Source organism: Tessaracoccus defluvii, from assembly GCF_014489575.1.
In the GTDB taxonomy this organism is placed as follows: domain Bacteria; phylum Actinomycetota; class Actinomycetes; order Propionibacteriales; family Propionibacteriaceae; genus Arachnia; species Arachnia defluvii.
In genome coordinates this window covers 1,251,163-1,273,075 of sequence record NZ_CP060789.1, presented here as the reverse complement: position 1 = coordinate 1,273,075, position 21,913 = coordinate 1,251,163, and the positions used below count along the sequence as shown (strand labels likewise).

The 21,913-nt window shown below is 69.1% G+C and carries 26 protein-coding genes and 1 other RNA gene; 23 read left to right on the top strand and 4 right to left on the bottom strand.

Translation table 11 applies throughout. From position 1 onward, the window contains the following. Window positions 1–45: 45 nt before the first annotated feature. A complete protein-coding gene (locus H9L22_RS06140; RefSeq protein ID WP_187722015.1) occupies window positions 46–504 on the bottom strand; it encodes a GatB/YqeY domain-containing protein in 459 nt (152 codons plus the stop codon). A gap of 70 nt (window positions 505–574) precedes the next feature. On the opposite strand from H9L22_RS06140, the gene prfB reads away from it, so the two are divergent. From prfB to secA, 21 genes are all read left to right on the top strand, one after another. Beyond that, window positions 575–1,684, top strand: a complete 1,110-nt coding sequence (gene prfB, locus H9L22_RS06135) for a peptide chain release factor 2 (protein WP_187722014.1) — start codon at window positions 575–577, stop codon at window positions 1,682–1,684. Between the two features lie 122 nt (window positions 1,685–1,806). Further along, entirely contained in the window at window positions 1,807–2,493 is a 687-nt protein-coding gene (gene ftsE, locus H9L22_RS06130) for a cell division ATP-binding protein FtsE (RefSeq protein WP_187722013.1), read from the top strand. A gap of 11 nt (window positions 2,494–2,504) precedes the next feature. Then, window positions 2,505–3,407 carry a permease-like cell division protein FtsX gene (ftsX, locus tag H9L22_RS06125; RefSeq protein ID WP_187722012.1) on the top strand — a complete coding sequence of 301 codons (903 nt, stop codon included), beginning with the start codon at window positions 2,505–2,507 and terminating at the stop codon, window positions 3,405–3,407. 45 nt (window positions 3,408–3,452) lie between these two features. Beyond that, window positions 3,453–4,838, top strand: a complete 1,386-nt coding sequence (locus H9L22_RS06120) for a M23 family metallopeptidase (RefSeq protein ID WP_187722011.1) — start codon at window positions 3,453–3,455, stop codon at window positions 4,836–4,838. A 23-nt stretch (window positions 4,839–4,861) separates the two neighbouring features. Next, complete coding sequence (smpB, locus tag H9L22_RS06115; protein WP_187722010.1) at window positions 4,862–5,344, top strand: SsrA-binding protein SmpB; 483 nt, start codon at window positions 4,862–4,864, stop codon at window positions 5,342–5,344. A 70-nt stretch (window positions 5,345–5,414) separates the two neighbouring features. Beyond that, entirely contained in the window at window positions 5,415–5,996 is a 582-nt protein-coding gene (locus H9L22_RS06110; protein WP_187722009.1) for a DUF1707 and DUF4870 domain-containing protein, read from the top strand. A 24-nt stretch (window positions 5,997–6,020) separates the two neighbouring features. Further along, window positions 6,021–6,386, top strand: a transfer-messenger RNA (tmRNA) gene (gene ssrA, locus H9L22_RS06105). Between the two features lie 158 nt (window positions 6,387–6,544). Further along, window positions 6,545–6,868: a YqgE/AlgH family protein gene (locus tag H9L22_RS19620; RefSeq protein ID WP_187722008.1), complete on the top strand. Its 324-nt coding sequence runs from the start codon at window positions 6,545–6,547 to the stop codon at window positions 6,866–6,868. Next, a complete protein-coding gene (locus H9L22_RS19615) occupies window positions 6,751–7,107 on the top strand; it encodes a YqgE/AlgH family protein (RefSeq protein WP_187722586.1) in 357 nt (118 codons plus the stop codon). Before H9L22_RS19620 ends, H9L22_RS19615 begins: the two co-directional genes overlap by 118 nt. A gap of 53 nt (window positions 7,108–7,160) precedes the next feature. After that, the gene (locus H9L22_RS06090; protein ID WP_187722007.1) at window positions 7,161–7,847 is read left to right on the top strand and encodes a hypothetical protein; all 687 of its coding nucleotides are present in this window, start codon (window positions 7,161–7,163) and stop codon (window positions 7,845–7,847) included. A gap of 13 nt (window positions 7,848–7,860) precedes the next feature. Further along, a complete protein-coding gene (locus H9L22_RS06085; RefSeq protein ID WP_187722006.1) occupies window positions 7,861–9,126 on the top strand; it encodes a hypothetical protein in 1,266 nt (421 codons plus the stop codon). Window positions 9,127–9,155: 29 nt separating this feature from the next. Further along, the gene (locus H9L22_RS06080; protein WP_187722005.1) at window positions 9,156–9,365 is read left to right on the top strand and encodes a hypothetical protein; all 210 of its coding nucleotides are present in this window, start codon (window positions 9,156–9,158) and stop codon (window positions 9,363–9,365) included. Next, window positions 9,362–10,108: a hypothetical protein gene (locus H9L22_RS06075; RefSeq protein ID WP_187722004.1), complete on the top strand. Its 747-nt coding sequence runs from the start codon at window positions 9,362–9,364 to the stop codon at window positions 10,106–10,108. The genes H9L22_RS06080 and H9L22_RS06075 overlap by 4 nt, the downstream gene beginning before the upstream one ends. Before the next feature lie 46 nt (window positions 10,109–10,154). After that, window positions 10,155–10,859, top strand: coding sequence for an MtrAB system response regulator MtrA (gene mtrA / locus H9L22_RS06070; RefSeq protein ID WP_226966158.1), 705 nt, complete (start codon window positions 10,155–10,157; stop codon window positions 10,857–10,859). A gap of 55 nt (window positions 10,860–10,914) precedes the next feature. Beyond that, window positions 10,915–12,393, top strand: coding sequence for an MtrAB system histidine kinase MtrB (mtrB, locus tag H9L22_RS06065; RefSeq protein ID WP_187722003.1), 1,479 nt, complete (start codon window positions 10,915–10,917; stop codon window positions 12,391–12,393). Further along, window positions 12,390–14,075 (top strand): LpqB family beta-propeller domain-containing protein, encoded by a 1,686-nt coding sequence (locus H9L22_RS06060; RefSeq protein WP_187722002.1) that lies wholly within the window; start codon window positions 12,390–12,392, stop codon window positions 14,073–14,075. Before mtrB ends, H9L22_RS06060 begins: the two co-directional genes overlap by 4 nt. A gap of 47 nt (window positions 14,076–14,122) precedes the next feature. Further along, window positions 14,123–14,248, top strand: coding sequence for a hypothetical protein (locus H9L22_RS19610; RefSeq protein WP_264292558.1), 126 nt, complete (start codon window positions 14,123–14,125; stop codon window positions 14,246–14,248). 106 nt (window positions 14,249–14,354) lie between these two features. Next, a complete protein-coding gene (locus H9L22_RS06055; protein WP_226966386.1) occupies window positions 14,355–14,687 on the top strand; it encodes a ComF family protein in 333 nt (110 codons plus the stop codon). Continuing rightward, on the top strand, window positions 14,624–14,782 hold the full coding sequence (locus tag H9L22_RS20370; RefSeq protein ID WP_226966157.1) for a ComF family protein: 159 nt from the start codon (window positions 14,624–14,626) through the stop codon (window positions 14,780–14,782). Before H9L22_RS06055 ends, H9L22_RS20370 begins: the two co-directional genes overlap by 64 nt. Before the next feature lie 123 nt (window positions 14,783–14,905). After that, window positions 14,906–15,508 carry a ribosome hibernation-promoting factor, HPF/YfiA family gene (hpf, locus tag H9L22_RS06050; RefSeq protein ID WP_187722000.1) on the top strand — a complete coding sequence of 201 codons (603 nt, stop codon included), beginning with the start codon at window positions 14,906–14,908 and terminating at the stop codon, window positions 15,506–15,508. 157 nt (window positions 15,509–15,665) lie between these two features. After that, entirely contained in the window at window positions 15,666–18,455 is a 2,790-nt protein-coding gene (gene secA, locus H9L22_RS06045; protein ID WP_455431975.1) for a preprotein translocase subunit SecA, read from the top strand. Between the two features lie 5 nt (window positions 18,456–18,460). On the opposite strand, the gene H9L22_RS06040 is transcribed toward secA, so the two are convergent. From H9L22_RS06040 to H9L22_RS06030, 3 genes are all read right to left on the bottom strand, one after another. Then, a complete protein-coding gene (locus H9L22_RS06040) occupies window positions 18,461–18,859 on the bottom strand; it encodes an Rv3235 family protein (protein WP_187721999.1) in 399 nt (132 codons plus the stop codon). A gap of 111 nt (window positions 18,860–18,970) precedes the next feature. After that, window positions 18,971–20,242 (bottom strand): hypothetical protein, encoded by a 1,272-nt coding sequence (locus tag H9L22_RS06035; RefSeq protein WP_187721998.1) that lies wholly within the window; start codon window positions 20,240–20,242, stop codon window positions 18,971–18,973. Next, entirely contained in the window at window positions 20,239–20,571 is a 333-nt protein-coding gene (locus H9L22_RS06030; protein WP_187721997.1) for a YajG family lipoprotein, read from the bottom strand. The genes H9L22_RS06035 and H9L22_RS06030 overlap by 4 nt, the downstream gene beginning before the upstream one ends. A gap of 52 nt (window positions 20,572–20,623) precedes the next feature. Here H9L22_RS06030 and H9L22_RS06025 point away from each other — a divergent pair, with 52 nt between their 5' ends. Continuing rightward, entirely contained in the window at window positions 20,624–21,100 is a 477-nt protein-coding gene (locus tag H9L22_RS06025; RefSeq protein WP_187721996.1) for a DUF6912 family protein, read from the top strand. Between the two features lies 1 nt (window position 21,101). Continuing rightward, complete coding sequence (gene ku / locus H9L22_RS06020; RefSeq protein ID WP_187721995.1) at window positions 21,102–21,911, top strand: non-homologous end joining protein Ku; 810 nt, start codon at window positions 21,102–21,104, stop codon at window positions 21,909–21,911. Window positions 21,912–21,913: the final 2 nt, after the last annotated feature.

Sequence of the window (21,913 nt, the reverse complement as noted above, 5' to 3'; positions counted from 1 at the left end):
CTAGCCGCATCGGCAGGGCGCGGCCAAGCCGCGCCCACGCCGTGGTCAGCCCTGGAGCTTCGCGCGGACCAGCGCTGCGATCTCCTTGCCCTCCGCGCGGCCCTCGGCCTTGGTGGAGACCGCCTTCACCAGCGCGCCCATGTGCTTCATGGTGGCCGGCTCGCCCAGCCCGGCGACGGCCTCCTCGACGAGGGCAACGATCTCGTCGTGGGTCAGGGGAGTGGGCAGGTAGCGGGCGATGAACTCAGCCTCACCCGTCTCCTTGTCTGCAAGTTCCTGACGACCCGCCTCGGCGTAGGTCTCGGCCGAGTCGCGGCGCTTGCGCATCTCCTTCGCCACCACCGTCAGCTCCTCGTCGTCGGTGAGTTCACGGGCGGTGTCGCCTGCGACCTCCTCGACGGTGATGGCGCCGAGCAGCATCCGGATGTTCGACTTGGCGGCCTCGTCCTTGGCGCGCAGCGCGTCGACGAGGTCCTTCTTCAAGCGGGTCTTGGTGGCGCCCATGGCAGTGTGTATCCCTTCGATCGGATGCGTCCATTCTCGCACCGTCGGCGGCGGGCTAAGATTGTGCCTTGTGGCTATTGAAGACCTGACCTCCCGTATCGCCGAACTCGGACACTCGCTCGACAGCATCGAGGCCGTCGCCGACCTGGCGTTGCTCCGCACCGAGATCGCGGACCTCGAGGAGCAGGTCGCCGCTCCGAACCTGTGGGACGACCAGGACAACGCTCAGCGCGTCACCTCCCAGCTCTCCGCGAAGCAGAGCGAGGTCGACCGGCTCGTCGGGCTACGGTCCCGACTCGAGGACGCCGAGGTGATGCTGGAGCTGGCCGCCGAGGAGGACGATGTCGACGCACGTGAGGAGGTGTCCCGGGAACTCGTGAAGCTCGGCAAGGACATCGCCGCGCTCGAGGTCCGGACCCTGCTCTCCGGCGAGTATGACCCGCGTGACGCGCTGATCACCATCCGCGCCGAGGCCGGCGGCGTCGACGCGGCCGACTTCGCGGAGATGCTCATGCGCATGTACCTCCGCTGGGCCGACCGCCACGGCTACGCGCACGAGATCTACGACACGTCCTACGCGGAAGAGGCGGGCCTCAAGTCCGCCACCTTCGCCATCAAGGCGCCCTTCGCGTACGGGACGCTGTCGGTTGAGCAGGGAACCCACCGTCTGGTGCGGATCTCGCCGTTCGACAACCAGGGGCGCCGCCAGACGTCCTTCGCAGGCGTCGAGGTGCTCCCCGTCACGGAGGAGACCGACCACATCGACATCCCGGAGAACGAGATCCGTGTCGACGTGTTCCGCTCGTCCGGCCCGGGTGGTCAGTCCGTCAACACCACCGACTCCGCCGTCCGCATCACCCACCTGCCCACGGGCATCGTGGTCAGCTGCCAGAACGAGAAGTCGCAGCTGCAGAACAAGGCGGCCGCGCTCCGCGTGCTCCAGTCCCGCCTCCTCGAGAAGGCCCGTCAGGACCGTGAGAAGGAGATGAGCGCGCTCAAGGGCGACGGCGGCAACTCGTGGGGCGCCCAGATGCGCTCCTACGTGATGAACCCGTACCAGATGGTCAAGGATCTGCGCACCGAGCACGAGGTGGGCAACCCCGACTCGGTCTTCGACGGCGACATCGACGGTTTTATCGACGCCGGCATCCGCTGGCGCAAGCAGGCCGAGAAGGCCTGACGGTCGGCACCCCGGCTCATCTGACCGGCGTGTTCGGTTAGACGCCTCGCGCCGGCTGACATACACTCGGTGGGCGACTGAGATTCTCTCAGCTTTACCTTCCCCCGCCAGCGGAGCAGCCAGTGATCACGTTCGAGGACGTCACCAAGTTCTATCCAGGACAGGAGCGCGCCGCGCTGCGCAACATCAACCTGGAGATCGACAAGGGTGAGTTCGTGTTCCTCGTGGGGCAGTCGGGCTCCGGCAAGTCGACCTTCCTGCGTCTGATCCTGCGCGAGTACCGGCCCACCAAGGGAACCCTGTACGTCGCCGGCAAGAACCTGACCGCCATGAACCGGTGGAAGGTTCCGGCGCTGCGCAGGCAGATCGGCACCGTGTTCCAGGACTTCCGGCTGCTGCCGGGCAAGACCGTCTACGAGAACGTCGCGTTCGCCCTCCAGGTCATCGGCACCCCGGCCAAGCGCATCCGGCAGATCGTGCCGGACACGCTGGAACTGGTCGGCCTCGAGGGCAAGGAGAACCGGCCCAGCGAGGAGCTGTCGGGTGGCGAGCAGCAGCGTGTCGCCATCGCGCGGGCCTTCGTCAACCGTCCCAAGATCCTGATCGCAGACGAGCCGACCGGAAACCTCGACCCCGAGACCTCCGTCGGCATCATGAAGCTGCTCGACCGGATCAACCGGACCGACACCACGGTCATCATGGCCACGCACGACTCAACGATCGTCGACCAGATGCGGCGACGGGTGCTGGAGCTCCGCTCCGGCGAGTTGGTGCGCGACCAGGCCAAGGGCGTCTACGGGACGGCCTGAGGAGTTATTCGATGAGACATTCCCTGCGTGAGACCTGGTCCGGCCTTCGCCGCAACCTGGCCATGACCATCGCCGTCGTCGTGACGATGGCCGTTTCGCTCTCCCTGCTGGGGCTCGGGGTGATGACGGCGCTGCAGGTCGACAAGGCACGCGCCAGCCTCTACGAGCGCATCTCCATCACAGTGTTCCTCTGCACGGAGAAGACCCAGGGTGGACGCTGCGAGCCGGGCAAGGCCACCACCGACGCCCAGCGCGAACAGATCCAGCGCACCCTCGAGGGGAACCCCGAGGTGAGCGAGGTCGTCTACGAGTCAAAGGAAGTCGCCTACGCCGAGTTCCTGAAGGTGTACGCAGACAGCCCCGTCGCCGGCACCCGCACCGTCGAGGACATGCAGGACGCTTTCCGGGTCAAGTTCGACAACCCGGAGAACTATGCGGGCGTGGTCGCCGAGGCCCAGGGACTGCAGGGAGTCCAGGCGGTGCAGGATCTCGCGTCCGTCCTTGACCCGATGTTCACCTGGCTCCGCGGCATCCAGTGGGCCACCATCATCATGAGTTCGATGCTGCTGCTCGCCGGCGCGCTGCAGATCGCCAACACCATCCGCATGGCGGCCTTCACGAGACGTCGCGAGATCGGCATCATGCGGCTCGTCGGCGCATCGAACGTCTACATCCTGCTGCCGTTCCTGCTCGAGTCGCTCATCGCCGCTGCGATCGGCGTCGTCGCGGCCGGGGCGGCCCTCGTCGCTGCCTACTGGTTCATCATCGACCAGACGGCGCGTCCCGCCATCCCCGCTGTCGAATGGATCGGTGCAGGTGAACTCCTCGTCGCTCTGGGCACCATCACCGCCGTTGGGATAGCGTTGGCAATCGTCCCGACCCTGCTCGCCACCCGCAAGTACCTGCGCATCTAGTAGAGATTGGAGCTACGCGTGACCTGGCACCTTCCCCCTCTGCCCATGTCCCGCACGACGATGAAGAAGGTCACGACCGGCATCGTCGCCGCGATCGCGTCCCTGACTCTCGTCTGCACCACCTGGACACCCGCTGCCGCTGACGACCTCGACGACCGGAAGCGTGAGCTCCAGCAGCAGATCGCTGCGCAGTCAGCGTCCGTGGACGACGCGGAGGCCGTCCACGACGGTGCGGTGCGGGCCGCGAAGGAAGCCAGGCAGCGTCTCGCCGAGGCGGAGGCGGCTCTCGCCGTCGCGCAGTCGGAGCAGGACAAGGCCGAGGAACTCGACGCGCAGCGGGCCGAGGAGTTGGCGAAGGCGGAGAAGGATCTCGAGCGGGCGAAGGCGGATGTCGCGGCAGCGCAGGCCGCGCTCGACTCGGTGAACCGGCGCCTCGACCAGGAGATCTTCGTCACCACCCAGAACAACAGCCCGCTGCTCAACCTGGCGATGCTGTTCGACGGGCTGGACACCAACAACCTGAATCAGCGGGCTCAGCTCGCCCACACGCTGTTCGACTCGTCGATGCTCGAGCTCGACGAGCTCGAGACGCGCCGACTGGCGCTCGAGGACGCCCAGCAGCGCGCCGACGAGGCCGAGCAGAGGGCCACCGAAGCGCGGGAGGCCGCCGCCGAGCAGCTGCGCCAGAAGACAGCCGCCGCCGACGAGGCCGCCGTCCTGCGGGAACGGGTCGACCAGCTCGCCCAGGATGCCGCGGCGGCCGAGTCCGCCGCCGCCAACCAGGTGGCCACGGAGGAGAAGCGTTACCGCGACCTGCGGGCCGAGAGCGACTCCGTCGAGCGCCGGATCCAGGAGCGGATCGCCCAGGCCGAAGCCGAGCGCAAGCGCAAGGAGGCGGAGGAAGAGGAGCGCAGGAAGCAGGAGGAGGCCAACAAGGGGTCAGACTCCGGAGGCTCCAACTCCGGTGGCTCAGGATCCGGGGGTTCCAGCTCCGGCGGCTCCGGCAGCGCGGGCGGCGGAAGCACCTCCGGATCCGGCTTCATCCTGCCGGTGGGGGCACGCATCACCTCCCACTACGGGATGCGCCTGCACCCCGTGCTCGGCTACTGGAAGCTTCACGACGGTACCGACTTCGGCGCATCCTGCGGCACGCCCATCAAGGCTGCCAATGCGGGCGTCGTGTCGGAGCGCTACTACAACGGCGGCTACGGCAACCGGCTCATGATCGACCATGGCCGTGTCAACGGCTCCTACGTGACGACCGGCTACAACCACGCCCAGCGTTACGTCGTCGGTGTCGGACAGAAGGTCTCCAAGGGCCAGACGATCGGCTACGTCGGCTCCACCGGGTACTCGACCGGCTGTCACCTGCACCTCATGGTGTGGGACGACGGGCAGCTTGTGAACCCCATGGCGAAGTGGTTCCGCTGACCAACCGGTGACATACTGGGGCGATGCCCAGGGAGACCGGACGCAAGCTGATTGCGCAGAACAAGAAGGCGCGACACGACTACCAGATCGGTGACGTCGTGGAGGCCGGGCTTGTGCTGACCGGAACCGAGGTCAAGACCCTGCGGCTCGGACGCGCCACGATCGGGGAGGCCTACGCCACCGTCGACGAGGGCGGCGAGGCGTGGCTCATCAACGCGAACATCCCCGAGTACGAGTTCGGCACGTGGCGCAACCACTCCGCCCGCCGCACGCGCAAGCTGCTGCTACACCGTCGCGAGATCGACAAGCTGGCCGGTCAGTTGAAGGACTCCGGGCGCACCCTGATTCCGCTGGCGCTGTACTTCCAGGACGGTTACGCGAAGGTCGAGATCGCCGTCGCCACCGGTAAGAAGGACTGGGACAAGCGGCGTGACATCGCCGACCGCGACGCCAAGCGTGAGGCCGAGCGCGCGCTGGCCGTGCGTAACCGGTACAACCGCCGCTGACGGCGGATTCGGGGTCGGCTCAGGGCTGCACCTCATTTCGGCGGGCGTCGTCCGCGGGCACCATGGAAGCATGAGCGTGTACCCGCAGAACCCTGGATTCATCACCGACCAACAGCGCGACCGCGCCGTCGAGCTTCTGCAGGGCGCCTACGCGTCGGGTCAGTTGAGCGAGCTGGAGCTCGACCGCCGCCTCGACCAGGCGCTGGGGGCGCCCGACAAGGTGACGCTGAACCGGGCGCTGCTGGGTATCGCGCGGGTCGCACCGATGGTGCTCACCCCGCGGTCGAAGGGGGAGCCGTCGCCTGCCGAGAATGCGGGTGCCGGGCTCACGCACCTGTCAGGGCTGGCCACCTCCTTCGTCGGGCCCGCCATCGTGAAGACCCTTGCGACCCCCGGCAGCCACACGTGGCTCGAGGCCGGGCGGGCCCTCTCCCTCCAGGTCACGGCGGCCGTGGTGGGCATCGCGGCGATGGTGCTGTCGATCCTCTTCGACGGCGGCGTGCTCTTCGGCCTCGCGTGGGCGGCCTGGTTCGGCGGGACGATCTGGGCGAGCGTGCGGGCCTTCAACGGCAAGCCGAGCACGGGCGCCGTCGAGCCGATGCTGCTGGCCAGGCCGAAGGCGCATGCGGGGCGACCCGCCATGACGCGCTAGACTGGGCTGCGTGACAACTCAACAGGGGGTGACTGGTTTCGACTTGGGGCGGTAGTCCCAGGAGAAGCGGGCCGAGGACCCACGCTTATCTCGTTAACGATGTGTGGAAACCAATAAGTGCCAACAACAACCGCACTAACTTCGCTCTCGCTGCCTGATCAGTGATCGAAGGGTCAGCCCGGGTGTGCCTTCCGCCCGGTGTCTGGCCTCATTTAGAAGGCTTGCCGGACGGCCTGTGTTTCAGGGGCCGGCCGGGACTTAACTGAGACTGGGTCCGTTTGCGACATGCCGACGTGAGCGCAAGGACCGAGAAAACGACTAGTCGGCTGCGCCCGGAGAAGACCTGGTTCATCCTTCAAGGACGCGGGTTCAATTCCGCCACCTCCACCCCTGTGGCCCTGTCAGTTCGCTGACAGGGGCCTTGTGCGTTGTCGGGGGGAGTGCCGCCGTTCTCCAGGCGTTCGATGGAATCAAGGAGCTCGGCGCCTGAGCCGCTGCACGGGCCCTTCCACGGGCACGTGTCAGCGTGCGCCGGTAGAGTCGGGTTCATGGAGCAGACAGGGGAGATCGCCGCCGGCCAGCTGCTGATCGCGACCCAGCCGGGGCGCAGCGGCTACTTCGACCGCACCGTCATCCTCCTGCTCGACCACCGCCCCATGGGGACCGTCGGCGTCACGCTCAACGTCGCCTCCGACATCGACGTGGCGGAAGCACTGCCGACACTCGTCCCGCACCTGCGGCCACTGCCGGGAATCTGGGAGGGGGACCCGTCAACGGGGAGGTCGTCATCGTCCTCGGTGAGGTCGCCACTAGCGACACCGCACCCCCAGGCTGGCAGCGGCTGCTCCGCGACGTCGGCATCGTCGACATGAGCTTCCCGCCGGAGCTGCTCGACGCGTCGTTCAGCCAGTTGCGGGCGTTCATCGGCCTGTCCGCCTGGTCGCCCGGACAGCTCGAGAACGAGCTTCTGCGGGGCTCCTGGTTCCGCGCCTGGGCGCGTCCGGACGACATCTTCGGGGACCCCGCGGGGCTGTGGCGACGCGTGCTGCGCCGCATGGGTGGCGCGACGGGACGCTGGTCCACCTGGGCCGAGGAACCCGCCCTCAACTGAGGTTTTGCTGAACCCCCGCTCTGGCAGACTGAGGCCGGATGAGGAGGGTGATGGTGAGCTACGAGAGCGTGGAAGACGACGAGCTGCTGGCCCCGCAAGGGCTGTCGGAGGTCGACGACGAGGAGACCCAGGACATCGAAGGGGAGTGGCACTTCGCGCACGGCTTCCCGGACACCCGCCGCGCGGTGCGCGTCTGGGTCGACGAGGAGACGCGGCGCCTCACCCGGGTGCGGCTCTCGACCCGCTGGCGGGACCGGCTGGGAACCCGCTCGCTCGACGACGCCTTCACCGAGGCGTTCTTCCTGGCCAATGCCCGCGTGGGGGAGATCCCCGAGCTGGCCCGGCCGGAGCAGGCCGAGCCGGAGCTCGATCCGCGCCTGACCTGGGACGACTACGAGAACGTCCTCGAACGCGTCAACATCCTCGGCGAGCGCATGCGTGATCTCGATTCGCGTGCCCCCGAGGACGTCGAGTGGCCCGACTTCGAGGGCGACAAGGTCAGCGCCTCCAGCTCGAACGGCCACGTCACCGTCACGCTGTCGCTGGCGGGACTCACGGACGCGATCGCGATCGACAAAGGCTGGCTGACCAAGGCACGCATGCCCGAGATCGCCGAATCCGTGCTGAACGCCCACGAGCGGGCCTATGCGCGCTACACGCCCCCACCTACGTCGCCGGTGATTATGATCGTCTGGCGTTCGAACTCGCCCGGGCGCGCGCCGACCTGCTGTCCATCCTGACCAAGGAGATGCCATGACTGACGCCCACCGTGCGACGGAGGCTCCGGACGACGAGGCGGAACTGCGCTACCAGGAGGTTGTCCCCGCACAGAAGGTGAAGGCCCGTTCGCTGACCGGGCCGGTTCCGGGTGCGCTCGCGGCTGGTGCCGCAGGCATCGGCGCGGCCGCGCCCGCAGCGCAGGGGGCGCCCACATCGGCCGCCCCGCAGACAGGTGCCGTCTCGTTCGGGCACCAGCAGCTGAGCGCCGACGTGCAGGTCGACGGCGTCGGACGCATCCTCGAGGACCCGTGGGGCACCGATGACGACGAGTACGCCGTGGCAGGCGTCGACGGGGCCCTGGATGACGACGACGAGCGGCGCCGACGCAGCGCGACCGGCATGGCCGTGCGCGGTTCCGGCACCCGCGGCGCCAAGAAGAACGGCGGCGCCGGTGGTGGCCCCGCCGGGATGCCCATGGGAATGGGCGGCGCCGGTGCGGGTGCCGGTGCACCCGGCGCCACCGTCGGCGGTGTCGGTGGACCGGTGGGAGGCCTGCAGGCGGGCGGCCCCCAGCTCGGGCTGCTTCCGGCCGGTGTGGGTGGAAGCGGAGCCAGCGGCATGCCGCTGACCCTGCTGCAGACCCAGCAGGGCGCCAAGGCCGTGAGCTCGGCCGCGTACGCGCCGGCACCCCTGCCCGGTGGCGGCGTCACGGCCGCCGGCGCCGGGGCCATGGCCTACGACCCTGTGACGATGGCCGAGGCGCTCAAGGCGAACGGCTACGACCTGGACGCCGAATCCCAGTACTTCGACGCTGCCGGCCGCCTGGTCGGTGGCGACGAACTCATCGACACCGACGGCGACGGCGTGCCCGACACGCCGCGCAGCGGCAGCGGTCGCACCCCGGGGACGGTCGGTCCCGGCGGCGTCCCGCTGCCCGGCGGCGGATCGACCACCACCCCGGGACGGGACCGTCGGGTCCCATCGCGAGCGGCGTCCCAGGAACCACCGTCCCCGGTCCAGGAGGCACGACGACCACCCCCGGTCCGTGGGTTCCCGGTCCGGTCCCCGGCGCTCCTGTTCCCGGACCTGTCACCACGCCCCAGCCCACGCCCATCCCGACCACCGGGTCGACCCCGCTGTACGGGTCAGGCAACCTCGGCGGCGGCCCGCAGGCGGCCAACACCCCCGGCTCCGGGCAGGGGGGAGTCGGCGGCGCTCCCTACGGTTCCACGGGCGGCACGGACTTCAGCGTCGCGTCGGACTCCCTCTACGCGCACTCCAGGCGGTGGCAGGAGCTGAGCGACTCCACCGACGCCATCATCCGCGACATGAGCAGCACCCAGAGCGGCGAGCGCATGTTCGGCATCATCTCCGCCCCCGCCGCGGCCTACAACAAGGCCGTCGACGAGTCGGTCACCTCGGTGCAGGCCTCCGGCCAGGAGGCTGGTGCCGTCAGCAGCGGCATGAACCAGAGCGGCTACCGCTATGACGACTACGAGCAGAGCGTCGTCGACGCCTACGGAAGGGTCAACGAATGAGCACCTATGCGAAGGTGGACGCAGCGGTCCAGCGGCTCACCGGCATGTGGACCAGCGCGCGCATGCTCGACGCCATCGAGGTGGAGTGGGTGCTGTCCTCCGCCGCGGTGCTGAAGCAGCCGGCTCTCGTGACGTGGCTGCGGGGGGTGGCCTACCGGCAGGCCCAGCAGAACCAGCAGGCCGCTCTCAACGGCCTGCGGTCGCTCCGCGTGGCGCACGGGACGCTCCGAAGGAACCAGAACTCCACCAACAGCCTCCGCGATGCGGGCGACGCCTGGAACGACGCGAAGGCCAGACTCGAGGCGATCGACGCCGAGATGAAGTGGCTGGCGGCCAACCCTCCCGAATGGACGGGCGTCAGCGCAGCGGCGCAGGCCGTGGAGGCAGAGGAGCGGCGTCGTCACCAGACGACGCTCATCGAGGCCGCCACCCGGGTCCAGCGGGGCTGCACCTCCGGTGCCCAGCTCAACGAGACTGTCCTCCTGCTGGCGTTGCTCGACGTCATGCTCCCGTGTTCCTCCGCGGCCTCGGTCGTGTCGAGGGCGCCGAGCCTGGCCAACGTGTTCTCGCTGAACTCCCGCGGGCGCGCCGCGGCAGCGGCGCTCGACCGGGCGGCGAACGGCTACCTGGCGACGATCCGCGGATCCGGCTGGGCGGCACGGTCCGTCGATGTCGCGCGTCAGTTCACCGGCGTCGAGCAGGTGCTGAGCACCGGAGGCAATCGGGCCCCGATCCCCGTCTAGATCTTGGCCCTGCCGCTAGCATGGGTGCCGACGCAGGGAGGCGCAGGTGGGTGACAACAGGGGCAAGAGCCGGATTCTCGTCGTGGACGATGACGCCGCGCTGTCCGAGATGCTGCAGATCGTGCTGCGCCAGGCGGGCTTCGAGACGCACCGCATCGCGACCGGGCTCGAGGCTCTGCAGGAGTTCCGGTCCTACCGCCCGGATCTCGTTCTGCTCGACCTGATGCTGCCCGGCCGTGACGGCGTCGAGGTCTGTCGCGACATCAGGGCCGAGTCCGGCGTCCCGATCGTGATGCTGACGGCGCGCTCGGACACCGCCGACGTCGTCGCCGGCCTGGAGGCAGGAGCCGACGACTACGTCGCCAAGCCGTTCAAGGCCACCGAACTGGTCGCCAGGATCCGCACCCGGCTGCGTCGCCTGCCTGGCGAAGGTGAGACCGACTCGCTGACGATCGGAGACCTGACCATCTCGGTCTCCTCGCACTCGGTCAAGCGCGGTCAGCTGGAACTCTCGCTGACGCCGCTTGAGTTCGATCTGCTCCTGGCGCTGGCGAAGCGGCCCGCCCACGTCTTCACGCGGGAGGCGTTGCTCGACGAGGTGTGGGGTTACCGCAACGCGGCCGACACCCGGCTGGTCAACGTCCATGTGCAGCGGCTCCGCGCGAAGGTCGAACGCGACCCGGAGCGCCCGGAGATCGTGATCACCGTGCGGGGGATCGGATACCGGGCCGGTGAATCCCAGCTCGACTAAGGGAGGCCCCGCTCAACTGTGGTGGCGCTCGCTGCCACTGCGTGTGGTCATCTCGATGCTCGGTCTCTCGGTGGTGCTCATGCTGCTCGCGGGTGTGCTGCTCATGAATCAGGCGACGGCCGGCGTCGTCGAGGCGAAGCGTGAGTCGTCACTCACCGAGGCGGTCGGCGTCCACGCCTTCATGCAGGAGCAACTGCGTAGCCCCGATGTGCGCAACGCGCCGGTGCACGAGTCGTTGAACCGGCTGGCCGACCTGGCCGTTGCCCAGTCCGCCCAGTACCGCGTCGTGATCGACGCCCCCACCTCCCGCCTCGTGTCGGCGGGCATCCAGGCCGACTCGGTGCCGGAGGCGCTCCGCACCCAGGTGCAGGCGAGCGAGGGCATGTACGTGACGCCGACGCAGGTCGTCTTCACCGACCCGGCCGTGACCCCCGAACCGGGGCTGGCCATCGGCACCTCGCTGCTGGGCACCGACGGGGAACGGTACCCCGTCTACTACATCTTCCCGATGACCATGGAGATGTCGACGCTGCGGTCGCTGCAGGGGGCGGTCGTCGCCACCGGAGCCGCGCTGACCCTCGCGCTGACCCTGGTGGCCTACCTGATCACCGTCCAGGTGGTCCGGCCCGTCCGCCGTGCCAGCCAGGCCGCCCTGCGGCTCGCCAGCGGCAGGCTCGACGAGCGGATCCCCGTCCGTGGCACCGAGGACCTCGCGACGCTGGCCAGATCGATGAACCGCATGGCGGGGCAGCTGCAGCAGCGGATCCGGGAACTGGAGACGCTGTCGACGCTGCAGCAGCGGTTCGTCAGCGACGTCTCGCACGAACTGCGCACACCGATGACGACGATCAAGATGGCCTCCGAGGTGCTGCACGACGGACGCGAATCCTTCGACCCGACGCAGCGCCGGTCGGTCGAGCTCATGAACACGGAGATCGACCGGTTCGAACTGATGCTCTCCGACCTGCTCGAGATCTCCCGCTTCGACGCAGGGGCCGCAGAGTTGGCCACCGACGAGGTGGAGGTCGCCTCCCTCGTCGACGCGGAGGTCGAGGCCACCCGCTCCATGGCGCAGCGCCTGGGGGTGGAGGTCATCGTCGAATACCGCAACGCCGACACCAGGGCAGCGGTGGACAGTCGCCGCATCCGCAGGATCGTCCGCAACCTGCTCACCAACGCCATCGAGCACGCGGAGGGCCAACCGATCCGCGTCACCGTCGCCTCCGACGTCGAGGCCGTGGCCATCACCGTGCGGGACTTCGGCGTGGGCTTCGCGCCAGAGGACGCCGCGCATGTGTTCGACCGCTTCTGGCGGGCCGATCCGAGCCGCAACCGTGTCGTGGGCGGCTCCGGCCTGGGGCTGTCGATCGCCATGGAGGACGCCCGGCTGCACCGCGGCTGGCTGACGGCGTGGGGGAGACCCGGCCGCGGGGCCCAGTTCCGGCTCACCCTGCCCCGTGACCCGGGGCGGGAGCTGACCGGCTCCCCGCTGCCGGTCATCCCCACCGACAGGAAGGCTGGTGCCCGCCGATGAAGCGCTGGATCGCCGCCCTGCTGCTCGCGCTGCTGACGACCGGCTGCGCCACCGTCCCCATCTCCGGCCCGGTGGAGGAGGTCCCGCTGTCGGACCGCCCCGGAGGCATCGACATCGCGCCCCAGCCACCCGCTACGGACGTCACGCCCGCCCGCCTCATCGAGGGCTTCCTGCAGGCGATGGCCGATCCGGCCGACGATTACGCCATCGCGCGGGCCTACCTCACGGCTGAGGCGGGAGCGACGTGGGACACGTCGACGGCGGTGATCTACACCGGCGCCGTGCGCGCAGACGAGGGCTCCGCGGGGATCGAGGGCACCACCATCGGCACCCTCGACCCCTCGGGCAGGTTCACCAGCGCCCCGGCGTCGATGGACTTCACGTTCGATCTGGTCCGGGAGGACGGGCAGTGGCGCATCCGCTCGGCCCCGGCCGGTCTCATGCTGTCCCGCTACCTGTTCGAGCGCTACTACGAACGGGTCCCCCTGTACTTCGTCAGCCGTGTTGGGCTGCATGTCGCGCCCGACCTCGTCCATCTGCCGGAGTCCCAGCTGACCCCGGCCACGGTGGTGGACGCCCTGCTGAAAGGCCCGCCCGCGAGCCTGGCCGGGCCGGTCTACAGCGCCATCGACTCCTCCGTCATGCTCGGTGACGAGGGAGCCACCATCGACTCGCAGGGGATCGTCACGGTCGACCTGACCGGCCTCGAACCGAAGCTCGGGGAACAGCAACGGCGACTCCTCGGGGCACAGCTGCTGTGGACCCTCACCTCGCTTCCGCGCGTCACCGGACTGCTGGTGACCCAGGACGGGATGCCCTTCGCGCTTCCGGGAGCGAACGCGGAGGGGGTCGTCGAACTCGCCGCCCAACACGTCTACCAGGTGCTGTCGCGCGCAGTGGGGGCCGACCTGTTTGTCATCCAGGGAGCCGAAGCCGGCTGGCTGCGGGAGGACGGGATGTTCGAACCGTTCCCGACGCCAGCCGAGGTCGCCGACATCGCCGTCTCCGCGGACGGCGAGACGATGGCCTTCATCGGCACCGACCGCACGTCGCTGACCCTCGGCCCGGTCGACGGCGAACGCGTCGACGTGCCGACCGGCCTCACCCAGCTGCGCTCTCCGCAGTTCGTGCTGGGCACCCTGTGGCTGCTGGGTGACGACGAGGAGGGCCGGACCCGGTTGCTCACCGTCGACCGGCTCCACCAGGTCAGCACCGTGTCGCTCACCGTGCCCCAGGGCAGCCGGCTCGAGGGGTTCGCGGTGTCGCCGACACGGACCCGCATGGTCATGATCCTCGGCTCCCAGGGGGAACGGCGACTCACGACCGGCACCATCGTGGGCACGAACCAGGTGAGCGTCTCGCGCCCGTCTCCGCTGCCGCTGACCACGCCGGGCGGGGTACAACTCGTCGACGTCCGGTCGGTGGCATGGCCCTCGGAAACGTCCATCGTGGTGGTCGCCGCGGCCGGGCTCCAGTCCGTCTACACCGCTCAGGCCGACGGATCCGGGGTGGAGGAGATCGGCCCGCTGGTCGGGGGAGTGGACGACGTCACGGCGCAGGCCCGCCTCGGGGGTGGCAGCATCGCGGCCCACACGGAGAGCGGCGCGGTCTGGCGCTATGAGGCCCGTACCCGCTGGACCATGGTCGCCGAGGAGATCACGGCCATCGCGTTCAGTGGCTGACCCTGTGGACGGCGGGAGGTCCGCCCGCGCCCGACCCACAACGTGTCATGCTCACCTTCCGCGACGCCGCCGCCGACCTGCTGTTCGGGCAGGCTGCCCCGGCTGCGACCGGCCGGGGTGGGGTCTGTGCCGGGCCTGCCTCGCTGCGCTCGCCGGACCACCACACACCGTGACGGAGCAACTCGGGGTCCCCGCCGTCGCCGTGGCCGACTACCGGCCGCTCATGGCCCGCATCATCCCGCGCTACAAGGATGAGGGGGCCTGGGCCTCGGTCGGCCGTTGGGACGGCTCCTCGCAGGCGCCGTCGACACGCTGGACCCGGCCCCGGGCACGGTGCTGGTCCCCCTGCCCTCGCGCCCGGCTGCGGTGCGCCAGCGCGGCTTCGACCACGTCGGCCACCTTGCGAAGGTCGCCGGAAGGGCCTCGGGGGTGCCCGTGGCGCGGATCCTGCGGCGCGCCGACAAGGGCCGGGATCAGGCCGGACTGGGGCGCGACGACCGCAGAAGGAATCTCGACGGCACCATGCGGGGCGCCCCCATGCCGGGCCCGTGCTCCTGGTCGACGACATCGTCACCACCGGCGCGACCATCCGTGAGGCGTGCAGGGCGCTGAAGGCCGCCGGCGCGACACCGGTCGGCGTGGTGCTCCTGGCGGAAGCGGGAACTCCCGGCCTGGCATTGCCTGCACCTGCTGGCAAAGCACGGTAGCGTTACTGCATGGAGACGCCGCAGGCCCGTTCAACCGGATAACCTGCGGCGACTGCGTTCCACCCGCAGGGAGCACTGCGGACAGGAAGGGCCCTCCGGGGCCCCGAGCAGACGGAGGAATGTATGGACATCGTCGTCACCGGTCGACACTGCACGGTCAGCCCGCAGTTGCGGGAACTCGTGAGCGAGCGACTCACCACGATCGAGCGATTGCGGGACCGTGTCATTCGTGTCGAGGCCGAGTTCAGCGCCTCCGACAACACCAAGGATCCCTCCGACGCCGTCACCGTCCAGTTGACTCTTCGGAGCCGTGGGCCCGTGATCCGGGCCGAGGCCAAGGCAAGCGACAAGACGCAGGCCTTCGAGATGGCCTTCGATCGGCTGAAGAGCCAGCTCAGGAAGGCAGCCGACCGCCGCAAGACGCATCGTGGACTCCGCCTCGCGTCCGCCGCCGACCTCGTCTCGCCACTCAGCGAAGGCACCTCGGACGAGAACGGGGTGGAGACCCGCAACGTCGCCGGCCTCGTCGTGACCGGGGACGGACCCCTGGTCGTGCGCGAGAAGGAGTTCGACGCCGTCCCTCTCACCTTGGCCCAGGCGCTCGACGAGATGGAACTGGTCGGCCACGACTTCTTCCTCTACCAGGACGCGGAGTCGGGACGCCCGGCCGTCGTCTACCGTCGCAAGGCGTACAACTACGGCGTGATCCACCTGAACGTCGGCTGATCCCGCTCGATCCTGCGGCGCCCGTCGGTAGTACCGGCGGGCGCCGCCGCATGTCCAGACTTCCCCGGCTTGTGGTAGGCGCGCTTGCCGTCGGGCGATAGGATGGCAGGCGGTATGACCGCTCGGCGGTCGACGGACCAGAAGAAGGACTGACCTCGTGGGTTTCATGGAATATCTGAGCGGCCTCGGCTCTGGGGCGCAGCTCCGTAAGCTGCAGAGGGTCGCCGATCAGGTCAACTCCATCGAGGACGAGTTCCAGGCGATGTCCGACGCCGAACTCCGCGCTGAGACGGACGCATTCCGCAAGCGGATCGCCGACGGCGAGAGCCTCGACCGCCTCATGCCGGAGGCCTTCGCGGCCGTCCGGGAGGCGTCCGTGCGTGTCCTCGACAAGCGGCACTTCGACGTCCAGATGATGGGCGGCGCGGCCCTGCACTGGGGCAACATCGCCGAAATGAAGACCGGCGAGGGCAAGACGCTGGTCGGCACGCTTCCCAGCTACCTGAACGCGCTGAGTGGCAAGGGCGTCCACGTCGTCACCACGAACGACTACCTCGCCAAGTACCAGTCCGAACAGATGGGGCGCATCCATCACTTCCTCGGCCTCGAGGTCGGCGCCATCCTCGCCAGCATGACCCCCGCCGAACGTCGCGTCGCCTACGGCGCTGACATCACGTACGGCACCAACAACGAATTCGGCTTCGACTACCTCCGCGACAACATGGCGCTCCGCAAGGAGGACCTGGTCCAGCGCGAGCACAACTTCGCCATCGTCGATGAGGTGGACTCGATCCTCGTCGACGAGGCACGCACGCCGCTCATCATCTCCGGGCCGGCCGAGGACAACCACGAGTGGTACCCGGTGTTCGCGCGCATCGCCACGGCCCTGCGCCGCGACCACGACTACGAGGTCGACGAGAAGAAGCGCACGATCTCCGTGCTGGCACCCGGCATCGAGAAGGTGGAGGACAGGCTCGGCATCGCCAACCTCTACGAGTCGGCCAACACCCCGCTCATCTCCTACCTGAACAACTCCATCAAGGCGAAGGAACTGTTCAAGAAGGACAAGGACTACGTCATCGCGAGCGGCGAGGTCCTCATCGTCGACGAGCACACCGGCCGCACCCTGGCCGGCCGGCGTTACAACGAGGGCCTGCACCAGGCGCTGGAGGCGAAGGAGGGTGTCGAGATCAAGGACGAGTACCAGACGCTCGCCACGATCACGCTCCAGAACTACTTCCGCATGTACAACAAGCTCGCAGGCATGACGGGCACGGCGAAGACGGAAGAGTCCGAGTTCCAGAAGATCTACGGGCTCGGGGTCATCCCGATCCCCACGAACCGTCCGATGGTGCGCATCGACAACGTCGACCTGATCTACCGCACGGAGGAGGCGAAGTTCGCCGCCATCGTCGAGGACGTGGTGGAGCGCCACGCCGCGGGACAGCCGGTGCTGATCGGCACCGCGTCGGTGGCCAAGTCGGAGACGCTGAGCACCCTGCTGAAGCGGGCCAACGTGCCGCACCGCGTCCTCAACGCCAAGCACCACGAACGTGAGGCGGCCATCGTGGCCGAGGCCGGGCGGAAGGGTGCCGTCACGGTGTCGACCAACATGGCCGGCCGAGGCACCGACATCATGCTCGGCGGCAACCCCGAGTTCCTCGCCGACCTCGAGCTGCGCAACCGCGGACTCGATCCGATCGAGACGCCGGAGGAGTACGAGGCGGCCTGGGCCGAGACCCTGACCACTCTCGAGGAGCAGGTGAAGTCGGAGCACGAGGAGGTCGTCGCCAGCGGTGGCCTGTACGTGGTCGGCTCGGAGCGCCACGAGTCCCGCCGCATCGACAACCAGCTGCGCGGTCGTTCCGGCCGTCAGGGCGACCCCGGCGAGTCCCGCTTCTACCTGTCGCTGCGCGACGACCTGATGCGACTGTTCCGTCCGGATGCGATGGAGGCCGCCATGGTGCGCCTCGATGTCCCGGACGACGTGCCGCTGAACAACAAGTTCGTGTCGCGGGCGATCCAGTCGGCGCAGAAGCAGGTCGAGGCGCAGAACTTCGAGATGCGCAAGAACGTCCTCAAGTACGACGACGTCATGAACAGGCAGCGCCACGTCATCTACGCCGACCGCCGCAAGGTGCTCGACGGTGCCGACGTGTCGGAGCGCCTGCGTGACAAGACCTCCGAGGTCATCGCCGCAGTGGTCACCGGGCACACCACCGGCATCCCGGAGGAGTGGGACCTGGAGCAGCTCTTCACGGATCTGAAGACCCTGTACCCGGTCTCCATCAAGCTCGACGACATCGCCGACGACATCCCCCACCAGGAGGAGCTCATCGAGCTGTTCCAGGAGGATGCGTCCGCGGCCTACGACCGTCGCGAGGAGGAACTCGGCGCGGAGACCATGCGCGAGCTCGAGCGTCAGGTCATGCTGACCGTCCTCGATCGCAAGTGGCGCGAGCACCTCTACGAGATGGACTACCTGCGCGAGGGCATCGGCCTGCGCGCCATGGCGCAGCGCGACCCGCTGATCGAGTACCAGCGCGAGGGCGGCGACATGTTCGTCGCCATGATGGAATCCTTCATCGAGGAGGCCATCGGCTACATGTTCAACCTCGAGGTGAAGGCGCGCGTGGAGGAGCCGGCACCACAGGTCGCGTTGGTCACCGACGGCGAGGGCAACGCCGTGGACGTCGACAGCGTCCTCGGCCGCAACGGCGCCCCCGAAGGGGAGTCGGAGCCCGCCGTGCTGGCGAAGGGCCTCAACCGGAAGGAACCGACCAAGCTCAGCTACTCGGCACCCGACGAGAGCGGCGCCGCCACCACCGTGGGCCGCAACGGCGGCGGGCGGTCGAAGAAGAACGAGGCGAGTGGCCCCAGCCGCAACCGTCCGTGCCCCTGTGGCTCGGGCAAGAAGTACAAGCTCTGCCACGGGCTGAACGCCTAGGACAGCTAGGCGGCGGCGAGCGCGGCCGGTGTCAACACCGTCAGCTCGCTGCACGCCCAGCGCCCGTCCGTCACGTCGAGACGGACAACGCAGGCCACGAAGCGGCCGTCGCACAGCAGTGTGACGGCCGCTTCGACCGATTCCGGGGTCGGCATCTGGGTGCGCATCCGGAAGACGCGGGCGGCATGCAGCAGCCTGGAGTCGACGAACGTGGCCAGCTGCTGGAACGCGCAGGCGGACGCGTGACGGCGCACCTGGTGCAGGGCCCGGCGTCCGGACATCGTCTCGATGAGCGCGATGATGAGGGCGGCGGCGGGTCGTGGGGCGGGCTCGTGCGGGACGCGCACGGCCGGGGCAGGGATGACCGCGATGCTCTCGCGGACCGGACGGATCGTGGCTTGCATGGGGTGACGCTAGGAGCGCCACCGCCGCCCGGCTCCTGCCGCGGAGCCTCTTGACAACACGAACCGCCTCCGGACAACGTCGAGGCGACCCCGGACAACACCTGCCGGCGGTCAGCCGCCGAACATCAGCAGCAGGCCGCCGACGGTGAACACGACCATCACCAGCAGAAGCGGCAGGTGAGGCCGCACGCCCGACACGCCGGAACGCAGGGCGATGTCGTGGCTGACCAGCACCCCGAGCGCATGGCCTCCGACGATCAGCCCCACCTGCACGACGGCGACGAGTGTCGGGACGCCGAACAGTGCGGTGTGGGGGGCGGCCTCGATCAGGCCGAGCACATTCCAGCCGCGGCCGAGAGGGTCGCTGAACCGGAACAGGGTCCGCTGACCCTCCAGGTAGAGCATGGTTCCGTAGTGCGCCAGCGCGTACCCGACCACCAGAGGGATCAGCCCCGGGGCCAGGTCATCGGCCCGCAGCTCCCGGTAGCTCAGGGTGCCGAGGCGGAACAGGCCGTAGACGCCGCCCACGCACACGAGCAGCATGCCGGTGGCGAGGGGCCACACGCCCGTGCCCAGGCCCTGCGTGGCCCGCACCCACGCGGCCGTGTTGGAGACCGCGTCGAAGAGCGTGGCACCCAGCAGGACGCTGGCCAGCGCCGTCAGGTGTCGCGGGGCCTTCCAGGACGCCAGGTTCCGCAGCGGGTTGGTCCACATCAGCACGCCGCGCTTGGAACGGGCCCAGGGGGAGAGCCGGGCGACGGCGGACGCGTACGCCTCGAACGGGTCGGCCCTGCCGATCCATGCCGGCGCGACGAGCGTGCCGATGACCATCCACGCGGCCCAAGCGAGGGCGAACCACCGCAGGACAGGCAGCGTCGCCCCGCCCGGCTGGGCCAGCTCGAGGTAGCTGAACACCAGGGCGGCCGCGGCGGCCGGGAGCACCGAGGCCCGACGCTGGGCCTCGGGGGCCCGCCACGTCGGGGAGGTGGCTCCGCGGGCGGCGAACAGCAGCCGCCAGGGATTGCTCCGTTCGTAGACGCCTCCCAGGAGGAGCGCGACAGGCACCAGACCCACCCACAGCCACACGTAGACGAAGCCGATCGCGGGGTTGTCGATCCGGTCGACGCCGAGGAAGAGTGCGGCGGCGGCCACCAGCCAGACGACGCCCACGGCGAGGCGCAGGGTGCGCGACACGGCCGGCGAGTCGATGAACCGGCTCAGCCGGGGCAGCTCCCTGCCCTCCTCCTCCTCGTAGCGCGACGTGCGCCACGCGAACAGCGCCACCCAGAAGGTGATGATCAGGACGACAGCGGCGCCCGCCAGCACGAGCGGCAACGGCAACGGCAGATCGTGCCGCGACGCGATGCCGTGGAGGAGGATCACGAAACGACCAGGGTCAGCCAGACGGCGTCGGTGATGTGTGACTCCACCTCGTAGCTACCGGCCATGTTCGCGACGAACACGATGTCGGTCGGCTGCCCGGCCGGCAGGTCCTTCTCGATCTCGTACCCGTGCACGTGGACGGCGTCGTCCACGGGGGTGGTGATCCGCAGCGTCAACTCCGCGCCGAGTGCCACCTCGACCTTCTGGGTGGGAGCGGCAGGGGAGGTCACCGACAGCTCGAAGGTCTGCGGCGGAACGTCCTTCGGTGCCCCGCAGGACGTCAGGAACAGGGACAACGACAACACGACACAGACAAGCATCTTCTTCATGGCACCCCGAACCTAGCCCGAAAGTGGGACGCCTGCACCTAGGCTTGCTCCTGTGAAGCGTCAACTGGTGTTCATCCCCGTCTCCGCAGCCGAGCTCGACGTCCTTGCCGGGGCCGTCACGTTCGCCGACCGCACCGCCTACGCGGTCACCGACGACCTGCTGGAGGAGTTGGGCTACGACGCCACCGACTCCGAGGACGCCGAGTATGCGGCCCTCGTGCTGGCGAGCGTCGCAGGCCTCGCCGCCAACGGCGAGCGGCTGATCGTCGTCGCCGATGTGCCGGCCGATCTCGTCCAGCCCGGCGAGGACTCGCCGAACGGCGAGATCCTGCTGACCAGACTGCCGACCACAGCCATCACCGCCTGGTTCGCCGACGAGCCGGGCATCGACATCACAGCTGCCGCGGCCGCCTGCCACGGCATGTCCATCGACGAGGCCTGGGAGCAGCCTGCGGTGCAGGCCCTGCTCCGCGACCACGACCTCCTGCACAACGACGTCGTCGAGTTCAGGCGAGGAAAGGAAGGCTGACATGCCCCGATCCATCTGGAAGGGAGCCGTGTCCTTCGGCCTGGTCTCCATCCCCGTCAAGGTCTACGGAGCCACCGAGGACAAGGACGTCAGCTTCCGGCAGATCCACTCGAGCGACGGCGGACGCATCCGCTATCAGCGGGTGTGCGAGAAATGCGGAGAGGTCGTCACGTTCGCCGACATCGCCAAGGGATTCGAGTCCTCCGACGGCAGAATGGCGATCCTCACGGACGACGACTTCGCCAACCTGCCCCTGAGCACGCTGCGGGCCGTCGACGTCGTGCAGTTCGTCGACGAGGCGGAGGTCGATCCGACGTTCTTCCAGCGCACCTATTTCCTGGAGGCGGAGGCAGCCGGTCAGAAGCCGTACGTCCTGCTGCGGGAGGCGCTGGCGAAGGAGGGCAAGGTGGCCGTCGTCAAGGTCGCGTTGCGGTCCCGCGAATCGCTCGCGCTGATCCGTCCCAAGGACGACCTGCTCCTGCTGCACACCATGTACTGGCCGGACGAACTGCGCGACGGCGCGTTCGCGGAACCGTCCGCCGAGGTCACCGTCAGCGATGCCGAGATGGAGATGGCCAAGCTCCTGATCGGGCAGCTCGAAGGCACCTTCGATCCGGCGGCCTACACCGACTCCTACAGGGAGGCGCTGTTGGAGGTCGTCACGGCCAAGCTCGCGGGTACCGCGATGCCGGAGGCGCCGGACACCTCGGCCCCGGCAGGCGACGTCGTCGACCTGATGGCTGCGCTCAAGGCGTCCGTCGAGGCCGCGCGGAAGCGCCGCGAGGAAGCCGCCGCCCCGAAGGCGGGCTGACC

What these genes read in the sequence shown, in the direction of transcription:
- H9L22_RS06140 (WP_187722015.1), bottom strand. Translation starts at nt 504, where the DNA reads ATGGGCGCCACCAAGACCCGCTTGAAGAAGGACCTCGTCGACGCGCTG.
- ftsX (WP_187722012.1), top strand. Translation starts at nt 2,505, where the DNA reads ATGAGACATTCCCTGCGTGAGACCTGGTCCGGCCTTCGCCGCAACCTG.
- H9L22_RS06120 (WP_187722011.1), top strand. Translation starts at nt 3,453, where the DNA reads ATGTCCCGCACGACGATGAAGAAGGTCACGACCGGCATCGTCGCCGCG.
- smpB (WP_187722010.1), top strand. Translation starts at nt 4,862, where the DNA reads ATGCCCAGGGAGACCGGACGCAAGCTGATTGCGCAGAACAAGAAGGCG.
- H9L22_RS06110 (WP_187722009.1), top strand. Translation starts at nt 5,415, where the DNA reads ATGAGCGTGTACCCGCAGAACCCTGGATTCATCACCGACCAACAGCGC.
- H9L22_RS19620 (WP_187722008.1), top strand. Translation starts at nt 6,545, where the DNA reads ATGGAGCAGACAGGGGAGATCGCCGCCGGCCAGCTGCTGATCGCGACC.
- H9L22_RS06085 (WP_187722006.1), top strand. Translation starts at nt 7,861, where the DNA reads ATGACTGACGCCCACCGTGCGACGGAGGCTCCGGACGACGAGGCGGAA.
- H9L22_RS06080 (WP_187722005.1), top strand. Translation starts at nt 9,156, where the DNA reads ATGAGCAGCACCCAGAGCGGCGAGCGCATGTTCGGCATCATCTCCGCC.
- H9L22_RS06075 (WP_187722004.1), top strand. Translation starts at nt 9,362, where the DNA reads ATGAGCACCTATGCGAAGGTGGACGCAGCGGTCCAGCGGCTCACCGGC.
- mtrB (WP_187722003.1), top strand. Translation starts at nt 10,915, where the DNA reads ATGCTCGGTCTCTCGGTGGTGCTCATGCTGCTCGCGGGTGTGCTGCTC.
- H9L22_RS06060 (WP_187722002.1), top strand. Translation starts at nt 12,390, where the DNA reads ATGAAGCGCTGGATCGCCGCCCTGCTGCTCGCGCTGCTGACGACCGGC.
- H9L22_RS19610 (WP_264292558.1), top strand. Translation starts at nt 14,123, where the DNA reads ATGCTCACCTTCCGCGACGCCGCCGCCGACCTGCTGTTCGGGCAGGCT.
- hpf (WP_187722000.1), top strand. Translation starts at nt 14,906, where the DNA reads ATGGACATCGTCGTCACCGGTCGACACTGCACGGTCAGCCCGCAGTTG.
- H9L22_RS06040 (WP_187721999.1), bottom strand. Translation starts at nt 18,859, where the DNA reads ATGCAAGCCACGATCCGTCCGGTCCGCGAGAGCATCGCGGTCATCCCT.
- H9L22_RS06030 (WP_187721997.1), bottom strand. Translation starts at nt 20,571, where the DNA reads ATGAAGAAGATGCTTGTCTGTGTCGTGTTGTCGTTGTCCCTGTTCCTG.
- ku (WP_187721995.1), top strand. Translation starts at nt 21,102, where the DNA reads ATGCCCCGATCCATCTGGAAGGGAGCCGTGTCCTTCGGCCTGGTCTCC.